Genomic DNA, 14,034 nt, shown 5'->3' with positions numbered 1-14,034 from the left:
CCAGGAACTCCTCGCCGACCGTGCGGTAGATCCCGTCCAGCGTGCACCAGATCCCGCCGACCGTGCGGTAGATCCCGCCCAGCGGGCACCAGATCTCGCCGACCGTGCGGATGTTTCCACCATGCGTGACGCATCGGTGCGACACTGTCCGCCATGACCCGTCCCAGCGCGGAGGACCTGGACGCCGCCGACGCTCTCTCCGAGTACCGCGCGCTGTTCGTCGACGGCGGGGGAGTGCATGCCTACCTCGACGGCAACTCCCTCGGCCGCCCGCTCACGGTCACCGCCGACCACATGCGCGAGTTCATCGAGCACGAGTGGGGCGGTCGGCTGATCCGCGGGTGGGATGAGCGGTGGCTCGACCTTCCGGCGGCCCTCGGCGACCGCATCGGCGCGGCCGTGCTCGGCGCCGCGCCGGGTCAGACGATCATCGGCGACTCGACGAGCGTCCTGCTCTACAAGCTGGCCCGATCGGCCGTCGCGATGCGCCCCGGCCGCACCGAGATCGTCATCGACCGCGACAACTTCCCGACCGACCGCTACCTCGTCGAGGGGATCGCCGCAGAGACCGGCACGACGATCCGCTGGATCGACACCGAGCACGACAGCGGTGTCACGACTGAGCTGCTCGACGCAGCCGTCACCGACCGCACCGCGCTGGTCCTCGTCAGCCACGTCGCCTACCGCTCGGGGTTTCTCGTCGACGCGCCCGCGGTCACCCGGCTCATCCACGACCGCGGCGCGCTTCTGCTGCTGGACGTCTCCCATTCGGTCGGGTCGGTTCCGATGCAGCTCGACGACTGGGGCGTCGACCTCGCTGCCGGATGCACCTACAAGTACCTCAACGCAGGGCCGGGGGCGCCAGCGTTCGCCTACGTGCGGCGCGAGCTCGTCGAACAGGTCGCGCAACCGATCTGGGGGTGGATCGGTGCTGCGGACCCGTTCCAGATGGAGCAGGGGTACGCCCCGGGACCGGGCATCCGCCGTCTGCTCAGCGGTACCCCTCCGATCCTGGGGATGCTGCCGGTCGCCGACATGCTCGAGCTGATCGAGCGGGCCGGGATCGACGCGATCCGGTCCAAGTCGGTCGCGTTGACCGAACTCGCGGTCTCATTGTCTGACAGCGTTCTTCGCCCGCTCGGCGCGACGCTCGCCTCACCACGTGACCCCGGACGACGCGGTGGCCACATCACCGTCGACCACCCGCGATCCCGCGACGCGGTCGCGCGACTGTGGCGGCAGGGCGTCATCCCCGACTTTCGGACGCCCGCCGGCGTGCGCCTCGGTTTTAGCCCCCTCACCACCAGCTTCGACGAGGTCGAGCGTGGCATCGAGGCCCTGGCCCTCGCCCTCGGCTGACCGCCGACACCTACCCCGCGATTCGGTGCTCGATCGTCGCCAGGACCTGTGCCCACAGGCGATGCTGCGGCGCGATGATGTCGAAGTGGTCGCCGGGGGCGGTCACCTCCACGATCTCGTCGCCGGCCTCTCCCGCGGCGCGGGCATAGTCGCGGCTGATGGCGAGAAGGTGCGGGTCGTCGTCGTGCCCGCACGCGATCACCTGCGGAACGCGCAACGGCAGGCGATGCCGCGGCGACGACGCGACATCGTCGGAGTTGTCCGCCGACCACGGATGCCCCAGTGCGTTCTCGACCGCCCCGTCGCCGAGCCGGAGCTCGTGCGCCTTCTCGAGGTCGATGACGCCGGCGAGCGACACCGCGAGCGCCGGTGGGGTGGACGCATCGGCGGCGACCCGCAACGCGAGCTGCCCGCCCGCAGAGTGTCCGATGACCACGACGGGCAGCTCCGTCTCGACCGCGACGAGAGCATCGGCGAGGTCTGATGTCGTTGCTGCCCAACCGTGCTCGTCGGGTCGTCGGTACTCGACGTTCCACGCCGCGACGCCCGACGACGCTAGGGCCTCGGCCATCGGCTCCATGAGGTCGGCCTTGTACTTCGATCGCCAGTAGCCGCCGTGGACCAGCACGGCAGTCCAGCGGGCGTCCCCGTCGGGGCGGGTGACGTCGATGTACTGGTCGGGATGCGAGCCGTAGCGAACCGTGTCCTGCGCCATGCCACCAGTGTGCGCGCATCGACTGGCGGCCAAACCTCAGCCACCGAGCATCTGGGCGATGTCGTCGCCGGTGATGGTCGACCCGAAGACGTCGCCGTCGCCGATCACCGCGTCGAACAGTGCGCGTTTGCGCTCCTGCAGGGCGACCACCTTCTCCTCGACGGTGTCGGCGGAGACCAGTCGGAACACGGTCACCGGCCTGGTCTGCCCGATCCGGTGCGCGCGGTCCACCGCTTGGGCCTCCGCGGCCGGGTTCCACCACGGGTCGCAGACGAAGCAGTAGTCGGCCTCGGTGAGGTTCATGCCGAAGCCGCCGGCCTTGAGGCTGATCAGGAACACCGACGGCCCGCCCGACCGGAACTGCTCCACCTCCGACGCCCGCGCGTGCGCCGACATCGACCCGTCGATGTAGCGGATGCGCACCCCCTCCGCGGCCAGCCGATCGCGGATGATCCGCAGGAACCCGGTGAACTGGCTGAAGACGAGCGCGCTGTGGCCCCCGGCGATCAGTTCCGGCACCACCCGCGCCAGGTGGTCCACCTTCGCCGACGCCACCTCGGCATGGGCGTCGTCGACGAGGCCGGCGTGCAGGCTGAGCTGACGCAGCATCGTCAACGAGGTGAGGATGGCGATGCGGTTGCGCTCGAAGTCGTCGAGCAGGCCGAGCAGCCGCTGGCGTTCCCGGTTCAGTCGGGTGCGATAGATGCGCTCGTGCTCGGGATGCAGCGCGAGCGCGATGGTCTGCTCCTGCTTCGGCGGCAGGTCCGTCGCCACCTCGGCCTTGGTGCGCCGCAACACCACCGGCTTGATGCGTCGCTGCAGCACCGACAACCTCGTCAAGTCACCCCGGGTCTCGATCGGCCGCCGGAAATACTGCGTGAAGGTGTCCGACGACGGGAACAGGCCCGGGACGGTCAGGGACAGCAACGCCCACAGCTCGGACAGGTTGTTCTCCATCGGCGTCCCGGTGATCGCGAGGGTGAAGGGCGCATCGAGGCGTCGGGCCAGGAGGTGCGTCTTGCTCGCGGGGTTCTTCACGAACTGCGCCTCGTCGAACACCGCCCCGGCCCAGCCGATTCGCGACAGCTGCTCGAACTGCAAACGGAACAGCGCGTAGGACGTCACGACGATCCGCGCACCGGACACCGACTCGATGACGCTGCGCCCGGACTTCTTCTCGGTCTCGGTGATCCCGACCGCCGGCAGATCGGGCACGAACCGCCCCGCCTCTGACAGCCAGTTCCCGACGACACTCGTCGGCGCCACGACCAGGAACGGCGCCGTGTAGTCGACGTGCGCGATGAACGCGAGCGTCTGCAGGGTCTTTCCGAGACCCATGTCGTCGGCGAGGATCCCACCGATCCCGTTCTCCCACAGGAACGTCAGCCAGTCGAGTCCGCGTCGTTGGTAGTCACGCAGTTCCGCGTGGATGGTCGACGGGACCGCCACCGGCACCGGCGGGCTCGCAGCGGCGAGACCCGCTGTGCGCTCCTGCCACTCGGCCAACTGCGCCTCGACGACACCGAGCCCCAGCACCTCGTCCCACAGCGTGGCGTTCATCGAGTCCCGACGGACGCGGCCGTCAGTCAGCTCACCGAGCGCTCGCGCCTCGGCGAGCAGCGCGGACAGTCGCCGCAGCTCCGGGGTGTCCAGTCGGAAGAAGACGCCCGACGGCAGCAGCATGTGCGTCGCCCCGCGCGCCAGCTCCGCCATCACCTCGGCCAGCGACACCCGCTCCCCGTCGATGTCGACGTCGATCGTGAGGTCCAGCCAGTCGGTGCGGGTGTCGTCCTCGCCGAGCCCGAAGGTCACCGCGGCCGGCCGTCGGGCAGGACGGAGACGACCCACGTCGCCGTGTACCTCGACGACGATGTCGCCACGTGCGCGCAGTTCCGGCAGCACCTCGCCGATCAGCACGGCCGCTTCGACGGGTGCCAATGTGTACACGCGGGACAGCACCGATGTCGGTGCCTGGGCGACGGCGCGGGGCAGAGGGTCGAGCCGCTCCATCCACGTCCCCGACGCTCGGATGCCCTGCTGTTCGTGGCGAATCGCCTGATCCCACCATCGTGCGGACAGTGCGACCGTCCGTTCGAGCGCGTCGCGGATCCCGTCCCACATCGTCAGTTCAGCGGCGATGTCGCGCAACGGGTCCTGGTCGATCTCGTGCCTCGGGTCGAACTCCCGCCAGGTGTCGTCGACGCGGTAGCGGACGGTCCAGTCGATGCGCGCCGTGCCGTCCGCCGCGACGTGGACGACGAGCGCGGGGGTGGGTGGCGAGATGACCTGTCCCTCGTGGACATCGTCGTCGATGCGCACGTGCACCCGGGCATGGATGGCAGGCAGGAACGACGCCGTGAACTCGTCGAGGTCGCGACGGGGGATGCGTAGGGGTGGCCCCGAGATGAGGTCGAGCACGAGAGGATGGGCTGATGCGAACCCGGCGAGGTACAGGGTCGTCACGCCGATGACCGCCACCCCGTGCGGTGGCGCGCCGAAGGTCAATGTCGACGACGCCCCGCGGTGCGGCACCCGGAGGGTGGCCGCCGGCGCGACGGTGACCCCGCCGTCGTGATCAGCGACGACCTGCAGCCCGGGTTCGATCGGCTCGACCACCTCGACGCCGTGGACCCCGAGCGCCCGCTCTGGCTCGAGACCCACCCCCGCGTCGACAGCCCGACGCAGGAACTCCCACACCGGCGCCGACGCGTCGTTGAGACTCGCGGTCGACGACCGGCGGCCACCCCGCCCCGACGCCATCACGGCGGCGAGTGCGCGTACCGCCGCCAGGTGAGCGGGGTCGATCGGGTCGACGTCCATCGACCACAGGTCGTGTGGTCCGCCGACCGACCAGACCTCGTCCCAGTCGATCTCGCGCCGGCCGCGAAGACCGAACTCACTCGGGACGGTGATGCGCAGCGCCAGGTCGCACAGGCCCGTCGCATCCTGGACGGCGTCGACCACGAGGGTCACGGGGCGGTAAGCCGGTGCATCCTGATGTGTGAGGCGTCTGCGCCAGTCATGCTGTGCAGCAGGCTCGATGATCTCGGGGAACATGCCGACGACGGTGCTGCTCGGTCCCGACAGAACCGCCGTCACGCCGCGGGCTCGCTCGATGTTGTCCACAGATCGCCCGGTCTCCCCAACCGCTTGCCGAGCATCGCCGTACCCGCGATGCTGACCCCATGACCTGGGAGACCCATCCGGTCACACCCGACCGCTTCGACGACTTCGCTGACGTCATCAACCCCAATCGGCGCACGACGCATTGCTGGTGTCTGTCGCACCGACTGCAGGCGAAGCAGATCGAGGAACTGGGACGGGGTTCGCGCGAACAGGCCGCCCGCGCGCTCTGCGAGCGCAAACACCCGCCCGGCGTCGTCGCCTACCGCGACGGCACACCCGTTGGCTGGTGCAGCATCAACCCTCGAGTCGACACCCCGCGGCTGGCGCGCAGCAAGCTCATCCGACCCCTCGATGACCTGCCAGTATGGAGCATCATCTGCGTCGTCGTCCGCGCTGGCCACCGCAAGCAGGGCGTCGCCGGCCGGGTGATCCAGGGCGCCGTCGACTACGCCGCCGCCAACGGCGCGCCCGCCGTAGAGGCCTATCCCGTCGACCCACCAGGACGCATGGATCTCACCATGGCGTTCGTCGGAACACGAAAGATGTTCGAGGCGGTCGGGTTCGAGGTGGTCGGTCAGACCGACGCTGTCGCGTCGAAAATGCCGCGACTGATCATGCGTCGCTACCTCTGATCGAACGGCCAACGCTCGTTGTGCTGGGCGTAGTCGATCGGTTCGAGCGGATCGTGCGCCGGCAGCTCGAGGCCGGCCTGCGCGAGCAGCATGGCGTCGACGAGATGCAGCGACACCAGTTCGCCGCCGAACATGTCGGCTCCTCCGACACGGACGTCGATCCGTGTCGCCCCCTCAGGCGGAGCAGTGAGCTGCACGCGTGATCCGTCGAGCCGTCGACAGCGGTCGATCCATGGGTCGTGCGGCGCGAGGCACAGCGTCTCCGGACCCCCGTCCCGCGACACCCGCACCGGCAGCGACGCCCGCACCGTCGAGGTGAAGTCGAGCCAGACGGCATCGCCTCGCCACACCGGCACCAAGAACTCCGCGCCGCCGAGCTGGCCGACCTCGTCGGCCATCCGCAGCTCCAGCGCGCCGAAGTCGGGGAGGAGCCCGAACCGCTCCGGCGCGACGAGTGTCCGACGCACCCCGATCACGAGACACCCCTCGAGTCCCGCGTCGTCGAGCGTCAGCCGGATGCCGTCGGCCCCGATCTCCGCGACCACGTCATGCCTCTCATCAACCTTCACGTCCGTTAGATGGGCGTGGGCGCGATCTGGTTCCATCCGATCTCGTGGATCTCGAATCAGTTCCGACGCTCGCGGTCATCTACGTCGGCGATCGTGCGCGAATGTGCCGCTTCTACGAGCGATGCTTCGGGTGGTCCGTCGTCGACGAGGGGCACCGCTACTGCGGGATGCGATCGAGGGCCGGCCTGGTCACCTTCGTCGAGACGGCTGACGCGCGGGTGACCACCAACCCGGCTCCGCGCCGGTCAGCGACCGCAATCAAGCTGGTCGTCGAGGTCGACAACATCGACGACGCCACCCGGAACATCGCCGCTCTCGGTGGTCGTATCGACCCTGCCGACCGCGCGTGGACGTTCCGCGGGATGACCCATCACGACGTCATCGACCCCGAGGGCAACGTCCTGCAGTTGGTGCAGATCGGCCCCTGACGCTCGTCTAGTATCCGTACGCCGAGCGAACGAGTGGAGGGTGCCGTGAAGAGGGTCACGCTGTCAGGGGTCATCGCGCTGTCTGTCGTCGCGGCGGCGTGCAGTTCCGGGACCACGACGTCGACGACCCAGGGCGGGGCTGTCGCGAGCTCGTCCCAGGCGCCGTCGAAGCCGCTGTCCGCCTACCTCGTCCAGCAGTCCGATGTGCCGAGCGGTTACGAGCAGCAGCAACTCCCGCCGGGTGCCGCCGACGCGGTCGGCTCCATCACCGCCGCGACGAAGGACGCCAAGGTCACCCCGGCGTCCTGTCAGCCGGATCTCTCGGGTTTCGATGCGCAGCAGGCCCTGTCGGCCCCGAAGGCCATCTTCGCCAACGGTGCAACCGGCGCCGCGATCGTGACGGCGGTGAGCACGAAGTCATCCGGCACAAACGGCTCGGTCGAGGGCTTCCGCCGCTACAACCTCGGCGACTGCGCGACCCATCAAATCACCACCTCGGTCGGAGGGTCGACCGTGACCGCCACCCAAAAGGCGATGCAGCTGACCGTCGACACCCCGGGCGTCAGCGGTGCCGTCGCCGCCCGCCTCGAGACGGTCGCTCAGATCCCGGGTTCGTCGGAACGGACCACCGAGCAGCTCGTCGCGATTCTCCCCATCCCCGACGGCGCCGTCCTCGTCAGTCTCAACAACCTTGCCGGCCAGCCCGACGAGTCCGTCTTCCGCCAGGTCGTCACCGCGGCGGCGAAGAAGATCAGCGGCTGACGGCTGCGTCGAGCACCAGTAATGCCGGCGCGATGAGGACGAGTGCGCCGACGACGCGCGCCCTCGCGGTACCGATCACTACCCCGACGGCGGCGAACACGATCGCAGCGACGGCGAGGCCCTCTGCGATGGGAACCCCGTTGTAGTCCGCGAGATGCGTTCCGTTCTCGAAGTCGGACGCGAATTCCGTGCTGCTAAGCAACCCGAGGAGCGGCAACGGCGCGAACACCGCGCACAGGACGGACAGCAGTGAGCACGCGGTTCCAAGGCGTTGCCGCGGTCGAAGCGATTCGGTCATGTAGTCATCAGACCCGTCGGCCCATCCGGCCGACAGCGCAGAACTACTCAATCGATCGCGTCGGTCCGATCAGGGTCCGACGACGATCGGCTTGGGCGGGTCGAAGCCACCGTTGTCGGGCAGAGGGTCATGGCCCGTCTTGGCGCCGACCTGGCGGACGGTCGACACGGCTGCAAGGGACTCCGAGCCCTGGCGGGCCAGGGTGTCGTCGTACCTCTCGAACCACGGGAAACCGTAGGCGCGGTACTCCTCGATGGTGAGCGGGGAAGTGTGAGGCGGTTCGCCCGTGATCGCCTGCCACTGCTGTGTGTTGACGGTCCGCACGAACGTCGAGAGGCCGGCGGTCAGATCCCAGTTGTCGTGCGGTTCGACCGGAGTGGCGATCGACTGCGTGATCGATCCGCCGGCGCCGAGCCCCATGTCGCCGGGCACGCCGCAGCAGTTGAAGACCATCCCGTGGTCGACGTCGCCGCGGCTGCGCTGCTCCCACACCGACTTCTTGAGCGGGTACACCGACAGATGGATCCCGCCGGTCGCCGGCGCGTCGACGAGCTGCTCCTCGACGGTGTAGCCGCCACCCAGCGGCATCGCCACGAACTGCCGAACGACGTTGTGCCCGGTACAGAACCCGTCGAGCCAGGGCTGTTCGGGCACCTCGAAGTAGTCCTCGGCCTCGAAGTCGGGCTCGGGCGTCCACCGGCCTCCGGTCACCGCGTTGACGGAGCCGGCGCCCACCTTCACCAAGAACGGCATCGAGTCGAACGGCCTCGACGTCGAGAAGCTCAACCAGCACGCCTCCGACTGCCACATCGGCATGAGAATCCCGGCGCCCTCGCGCTCGTTCGACAGGCTGAACGCCCCGAGCGACGGCGGGAGACCGTAAGTGGTCTCGTCGTCGGGCACGCGAAGTGTCCGATGAAACGTGACGCTGAGGCCGGCGTCCTCGGCGATCTGCGGGAACTCGAAAACCAGTGATGTGTGGGTGGCGGTGACGGGCATGTGGCTCAACTCCTTGTCTGCTGCCGTCACGCTAGCGACAGCCTCCGACAAGAAGTCGCTCCGAGCGTGAGCGTCCTCAGCCGCGTGATGCAAGCGTGGCGGTCAACGGCGCAAGCGAGTCCAGATACACCGCAGCCAACGCATCGGAGATCGACCCGGCCTCACGGATCTGGGCCGTCTCGTGGCGGTCCGTGCTGTCGTCGATGAGCAGCTCGAGGTCGTCGATGCCGTTGAGGCGCGCCAGATAGTCGTACTTGTTCTTTCGGCGCTGGATGCTGGCGACGACGTCGCAGTAGCTGTCGAGGGCGGTCAGCCGTTCGTTCAGCGCACCGACGGCCCGCTCGATCGCCGTCGCTTTCTCGACGTACAACCGGACCACCGCGTCGTCGCTGCGCAGCTCGCCCTGCGGCTGCGGGCCGAGCACCTTCTGCTGGTGACGGAGGCGTCGAGCGCGTTGCGTCACCTGGGTGACCTCGTCGGTCAAGTCGACACGGACGGAATGCTCGTCGAAGAATTCGAGCCGCCACACGCTGTACGCATTGATGCGGGACGCGAGTGTGCCCGCCGTTGCGGCGATGGTGCCGACGGGGTCTGCGAGCATGTCCGCGTGCTCGGCCTTCTCGCTGCCGCTGAGTGTGTAGCTGCGGGCGATCCGCGCAGCGACGGTCTCGTCCGTGTCCGGCGTCGCGTCGAGCTCGCCGGTGTAGAACGGAACCCAGCTCCAGCTGCGAGACCTGTTGCGATCGGTGAACTCTCGCCCGCACCAGACGTCGAGCACAATCGCTTCGTACCCGAGGATCTGACCGTCCTCGGGACGGCGCTCCTTCGGAAACGACCGCCGGGCCGAGTTCCGCGCCGACTCGCACCACGTCGTCCGCTCGGCGTTGGCGGCCTTGAGGTCGGTTGCGAGCCGGACCAGTGGAGGTTGTGGCGCGCTCGGCTGAGATCCAGCAGTTTTCCGCTGTCGGTTTGCCCACCGCCTGCGACTCCGCGCATTCACGCGGCCAGTGAAGCACTTGCCTCGGACACGCGGGGATCATCTGAGCCAGCCGAGGCCCCTCATGACCGACTTCGCCAGCGGCGCCGCTCGCTGGCACCAATCCACGGGTGGGTTCGACGCACGAGTGAGTTGCAGGTCGGGGAGAACGATGACCGTGATTGCTTGGTCGACTGGCCCGCTACTCGCGGTGAACTCCGCCTGGCACATCGCGTCGGTCTGCCTCGGTGGAAAGAGCTCGACTCCGTCACCCACGTCGACCGGACCCGTCGAGATCGACGCCAAACGTTCCCGGCCGCCCTTGACCTGGACGATGTTGGTCCCCACAGTGTTCCCTCCGGTCGACCATCTGCACCCGGGCGCGCTGCCCGACGTCGATGTGTCGGCTTCGGTTCTCACTTGTGCGTCCCCGGACTGGCCGCCGGAGCCGGGCTGCAGGTCGAAGAGCTTGACGACCTCTGTCGCCGGGAGGCTTCGGCACAAAGACTCTGAGGCCGCGTCCGGCGAGCCCGCGCCGCCTCCGTCTGCGCACGCGGACGCGGCGGCGACCATCGCCGCAAAGCCCAGCGACGCAATGATCCGTTCGACTCTCACCCTCGACGCCTCATCTGAGACCAGACGCTCGGACGCTTGATTCGAAGTGGCGCCTTACGGCCCGTTGCGGCCTCGAACTCCTCGATCGAGATGTATTTCTGCATCAGCGAAAGGACAACGGCCGCAAGAACGCCGACCACGAACATCTGGCTCACCAGCACGAGCGGCCCGGCCACCAGCCCCAGTCCGTAGCCTCGCCAGGCCGCGTCGCGTCGTTGCTCAACTGTTGTGCCGGCACGCATGATCATCGGTACGCCGAGCTTCTTTTCCTCTTCCGACCGACGCATGAGTGAGAAGCCCCAGACAAAGCTTCCGATGACTGCGAGCGACATGAGGGTCAGCGCGACGATGCGTGCGGTTCCCGCCGCAGTTGTTGCGACGACGGAGAACAGGATCGACACACCCCACACGGACAGCGCTAACACCAGAGTCCACAAGATCAGTAACGATGCACGCCGCACCCAGTAACGGACCCCGCGCCGCCGCCAGGTGGTTCCCAGGAAGCGAACGGGAACAGGTGCTGGCTGAGTCTCGGTACTCCTCATCCAAAGACCGACTTCCACAGAGACTTCGTCGTGTTGGCGACGCCTCTTCCCATGTCGGCGATGTCTTCGCCTGTGTTCGACAACGTGTTCCCTGATCCGTGGAGTATGCCTGCGACCACGCCGTGGTCGTGGATGTCTTCGGACCAATGCTCGTGAAAGGCGTTGTAACCGACACCTCCGATCGCCACCCCGGCGAAACCCGCCGCAGCGCTCACAGCAACAACTGGAGCCTCGAGCGGCAGGGCCGCCGCGACCAAGGCGCCCCCGGCGAGCCCAACTGCGCCGGCCGCGTAATCGTTGACATGAGCGGTGGTCTCGCTCCACCCCTTCTGGTGGTCGTCGATGGCTTGCAGCTCGGCGACGACGCCGGTTGCGGCGACGTCGATCACAGGAATGTCGCTGAGAAACTTCAGCTTGCCGGGCAGCTTCTCCGACAGGCCGGCGATGCCCTTGAGGTCGGACATCTTCGTATTGAGGATCTGAGACATAGGTAGCTCGCCCTTGCCGGCTTGCGCATCCGCGAGCTGCATCTTGAGGTCGTCCAACGCCTTCGACCCGGCAAGGTGGTCCAGGCGAGCCTGAGAACCCTCGGGAACCGCCAATCCGCGTTGCTTGTACGCGGCCTGCTCGGCCTTCAACTTCCACCGGAGCTCGCGAAAGTTCTCCCTCGATTTCGCAATCTCCTGTGGCAGCGTCTGTTTGACCCGGGCGTTCCTGTCGTTCGGTACGACGTAGAAGGCCTTCAGGTAGTCGCCGATCGTGATGGCGCCGTCTAGGGTCAAGCCCTTCCCGCCCTCGGAGACGATCGGTTCGGCAAGGCCGGCCAGGTCGGACGCCGCGTCGAGGCGGAATCCCTGCGCCAACTGCTTGGCCTCTGCATAGGCGGCTTGGTAATCCTCCTGCGCCTGCAGGGCTGCCGCTGCTGCCGGCGTCGTCGGGTCGCCCGTGATGACGAGCGGTAGTGGCTGCCCGTCGGCGCCAATCTGCGCGCCGCGGGACTGGGCGTCGTGGGCGCTGTTGTAGAGAGCGGACTCCAGCGAGGCAAGGTGGTCTCCCAGTCCGGCGATGATGTCGCCTGCCTTGCCTGCCATCGCGCCGATGCCTCCCGCGCGGACCGCGTCGGAGGTCCACAGCTTGCGGAACGCCTGCGCGGCCTCACCCGACCAGCTCGCGTCGTCGCCCAGCTTGTCGACGCCATCGGTCAGTTTTGCCACGATCGGTTCGATCAACCCGGGTGCGCGCTGCAGCGTGCTGCCCATGGACTGCAGACCGGCGATGTCGCCACCGATCCAGCTCATCGGAAGTCCTTGTTCAGGTTGTCCCAAAGGAAGCGGTTCTTGTTCACGTCCTCCGTGCGGTCGTACTCGTCGCGGGCATCGTGCAGCTTGGAGGAGTGGTCCTCGATGGAGGCGGCCATGGACTTGTGCAACACGTCGAGCATCTCCATGACGGCAGTCATCGCGCTGTTGCAACTCCCGTCTCCGCTGTCGACGACAGGCGGGGTGACACTGGCGGCAGCGGTGCGGTAGTCGCCGGCTGCACCGGCGAATCGCCCCGACAGTGCGTCGAGATCCTGCAGGACGACGGAGAACGTGCTCATCGGATCACCTCTCCCAGAGCGGCCAGGCGGTCGGCGCTCCACAACTTCTGCACGACCCCGGGAACGGGGTCGAGAACGATGGAGATGCCGGAGTACACGGCGCCGATCTGGTCAGGAGTCAGGCCCAACCACGGTTGATGCTCACCGAGCGTTTCGACCAGTCCGTCGACGGACGAGAACGCAGGTATCAGTGGCCGCCCGTTCGACACCGCCAGTTCGATGTCGAAGCCTCTCGAACCATCGGGTCGCGGATGAGCAGGCACCACGACGACCTGCGGGAGCTGAGCACCGACGGATGCTGTCCCGGCCGCGTCCGCCGAGCGGTCCGTGGTCGCATGGGCTGCCTCAGCGGCGGCGACCTCGCGCCACATGGCGACGATCGACTCCGGCGGGTCGACGGCCCACCCGTGCTCCTCGACCCATTCGTCCTGAAGCTGCGCTGCCGTCAGGTCACCTGGCTGCCACCGCACCCGTTCACCCCTGTGTCGTACGAAAGTTCTGCTCGAGGACAACTTAGCGGTGCGAACCGCGCCCGTCGTGCTGTGGGTCAGGGTTGTGCACAGGCGCCGGTTGTACATATATCGCGTGCGATAACACTCCGATACGCTGGCGGCATGGACGTCCGCGCGGAACGACTGGCGGCTGGACTGAGCCAGTCGCAGTTGGCCCATGCCGCGAACGTGTCGCAACCCAATCTCTCGGCGTACGAGAACGGCCGGCGAGTCCCCAGTCCGGAAGTTCTCTCGCGAATCGCAGCCGCGCTGGCGGGCCGACCGTCCGCGCGGGTCGAGCGTCATCGTGACGACATCCGTGCCACCGTCGAGAGGTTCCATGGCCGGCGTCCGCGGATCGTCGGTTCGGTTGCTCGGGGGGAGGATCGTCCAGGGTCCGATGTCGACATCCTCGTCGACTTCACCGACGAAGCGACTCTGCTCGACGAGGTCGGGATGCGCCTCGCGCTCACCGACCTGTTACGCGTGAAGGTCGACGTCATCGCGTCGGACTCGCTGCGCGGTGAGATCCGCGAGCGCCTGCTGACCGAAGCGGTGGATGTGTGAGCGACAACTCCAAGGCCCGCGACGCGGTGCGTGGTGTGATCGCTGTGTGCGACAGGGTCGTCGAGCTCACTGACGTCGGATTCGAGACCTTCCGGCAGGACACCCGCAGTCAGTGGGCCATCGAGATGGGGCTCATCCGCATCGGCGAGGGGATCAACCGAGTCCCCGACGAGATTCTCTCGCGGTTCGACGGCCAGCCGTGGCGGGAGATCGTGGGCATGCGGAACTTCGCCGCCCACCAGTACGACGACCTCGATCCGCGGCGGGTGTGGCGGACCGCCACCCTCGACGTGCCCACGCTGCGTGCCTATCTCGCCGACACGGTTCTGCCGGGCCTTCACTGACGAGCGAC

General features: G+C 67.9%; 17 protein-coding genes. 6 read left to right on the top strand and 11 right to left on the bottom strand.

Going from position 1 to position 14,034, the window contains the following annotated elements:
• The first annotated feature begins 153 nt into the window (after positions 1–153).
• Positions 154–1,359 (top strand): kynureninase, encoded by a 1,206-nt coding sequence (locus tag LX12_RS10055; RefSeq protein WP_253654386.1) that lies wholly within the window; start codon positions 154–156, stop codon positions 1,357–1,359.
• Between the two features lie 10 nt (positions 1,360–1,369).
• On the opposite strand, the gene LX12_RS10050 is transcribed toward LX12_RS10055, so the two are convergent.
• Together LX12_RS10050 and LX12_RS22220 are read right to left on the bottom strand one after the other, a co-directional pair.
• Complete coding sequence (locus LX12_RS10050) at positions 1,370–2,074, bottom strand: alpha/beta hydrolase (RefSeq protein ID WP_253654385.1); 705 nt, start codon at positions 2,072–2,074, stop codon at positions 1,370–1,372.
• Positions 2,075–2,110: 36 nt separating this feature from the next.
• Positions 2,111–5,047 (bottom strand): DEAD/DEAH box helicase, encoded by a 2,937-nt coding sequence (locus LX12_RS22220; protein WP_253654384.1) that lies wholly within the window; start codon positions 5,045–5,047, stop codon positions 2,111–2,113.
• Between the two features lie 212 nt (positions 5,048–5,259).
• Here LX12_RS22220 and LX12_RS10040 point away from each other — a divergent pair, with 212 nt between their 5' ends.
• Positions 5,260–5,832, top strand: coding sequence for a GNAT family N-acetyltransferase (locus LX12_RS10040; RefSeq protein WP_253654383.1), 573 nt, complete (start codon positions 5,260–5,262; stop codon positions 5,830–5,832).
• On the opposite strand, the gene LX12_RS10035 is transcribed toward LX12_RS10040, so the two are convergent.
• Positions 5,823–6,377, bottom strand: coding sequence for a hypothetical protein (locus tag LX12_RS10035; protein ID WP_253654382.1), 555 nt, complete (start codon positions 6,375–6,377; stop codon positions 5,823–5,825). The genes LX12_RS10040 and LX12_RS10035 overlap by 10 nt on opposite strands.
• Before the next feature lie 68 nt (positions 6,378–6,445).
• Here LX12_RS10035 and LX12_RS10030 point away from each other — a divergent pair, with 68 nt between their 5' ends.
• Positions 6,446–6,829, top strand: a complete 384-nt coding sequence (locus tag LX12_RS10030) for a VOC family protein (RefSeq protein WP_253654381.1) — start codon at positions 6,446–6,448, stop codon at positions 6,827–6,829.
• Between the two features lie 45 nt (positions 6,830–6,874).
• Positions 6,875–7,591: a hypothetical protein gene (locus LX12_RS10025; protein ID WP_253654380.1), complete on the top strand. Its 717-nt coding sequence runs from the start codon at positions 6,875–6,877 to the stop codon at positions 7,589–7,591.
• Here LX12_RS10025 and LX12_RS10020 read toward each other — a convergent pair.
• The 8 genes from LX12_RS10020 to LX12_RS09985 all read right to left on the bottom strand — a co-directional run bounded on the left by LX12_RS10020 (position 7,581) and on the right by LX12_RS09985 (position 12,995).
• A complete protein-coding gene (locus tag LX12_RS10020; RefSeq protein WP_253654379.1) occupies positions 7,581–7,889 on the bottom strand; it encodes a hypothetical protein in 309 nt (102 codons plus the stop codon). The two genes, LX12_RS10025 and LX12_RS10020, sit on opposite strands and share 11 nt — an antisense overlap.
• Before the next feature lie 69 nt (positions 7,890–7,958).
• On the bottom strand, positions 7,959–8,918 hold the full coding sequence (locus LX12_RS10015; protein WP_253654378.1) for a hypothetical protein: 960 nt from the start codon (positions 8,916–8,918) through the stop codon (positions 7,959–7,961).
• 46 nt (positions 8,919–8,964) lie between these two features.
• On the bottom strand, positions 8,965–9,666 hold the full coding sequence (locus tag LX12_RS10010; RefSeq protein WP_253654377.1) for a hypothetical protein: 702 nt from the start codon (positions 9,664–9,666) through the stop codon (positions 8,965–8,967).
• 258 nt (positions 9,667–9,924) lie between these two features.
• A complete protein-coding gene (locus LX12_RS10005; RefSeq protein ID WP_253654376.1) occupies positions 9,925–10,479 on the bottom strand; it encodes a hypothetical protein in 555 nt (184 codons plus the stop codon).
• Positions 10,476–10,880, bottom strand: coding sequence for a hypothetical protein (locus LX12_RS10000; protein ID WP_253654375.1), 405 nt, complete (start codon positions 10,878–10,880; stop codon positions 10,476–10,478). The genes LX12_RS10005 and LX12_RS10000 overlap by 4 nt, the downstream gene beginning before the upstream one ends.
• A gap of 140 nt (positions 10,881–11,020) precedes the next feature.
• The gene (locus LX12_RS09995; protein WP_253654374.1) at positions 11,021–12,322 is read right to left on the bottom strand and encodes a hypothetical protein; all 1,302 of its coding nucleotides are present in this window, start codon (positions 12,320–12,322) and stop codon (positions 11,021–11,023) included.
• Entirely contained in the window at positions 12,319–12,624 is a 306-nt protein-coding gene (locus LX12_RS09990) for a DUF6317 family protein (RefSeq protein ID WP_253654373.1), read from the bottom strand. The genes LX12_RS09995 and LX12_RS09990 overlap by 4 nt, the downstream gene beginning before the upstream one ends.
• Complete coding sequence (locus tag LX12_RS09985; RefSeq protein WP_253654372.1) at positions 12,621–12,995, bottom strand: SseB family protein; 375 nt, start codon at positions 12,993–12,995, stop codon at positions 12,621–12,623. Before LX12_RS09985 ends, LX12_RS09990 begins: the two co-directional genes overlap by 4 nt.
• A gap of 243 nt (positions 12,996–13,238) precedes the next feature.
• Between LX12_RS09985 and LX12_RS09980 the strand changes: the two genes are divergently transcribed.
• Positions 13,239–13,682, top strand: coding sequence for a helix-turn-helix domain-containing protein (locus LX12_RS09980; protein WP_253654371.1), 444 nt, complete (start codon positions 13,239–13,241; stop codon positions 13,680–13,682).
• Positions 13,679–14,026 (top strand): HepT-like ribonuclease domain-containing protein, encoded by a 348-nt coding sequence (locus LX12_RS09975; protein ID WP_253654370.1) that lies wholly within the window; start codon positions 13,679–13,681, stop codon positions 14,024–14,026. The genes LX12_RS09980 and LX12_RS09975 overlap by 4 nt, the downstream gene beginning before the upstream one ends.
• Positions 14,027–14,034 lie beyond the last annotated feature (8 nt).

It is taken from the genome of Williamsia serinedens (genome assembly GCF_024171725.1).
Taxonomy (GTDB): domain Bacteria; phylum Actinomycetota; class Actinomycetes; order Mycobacteriales; family Mycobacteriaceae; genus Williamsia_A; species Williamsia_A serinedens.
Note: the sequence above shows the minus strand (reverse complement) of the source record. Positions and strands in the feature narration are given on the sequence as shown.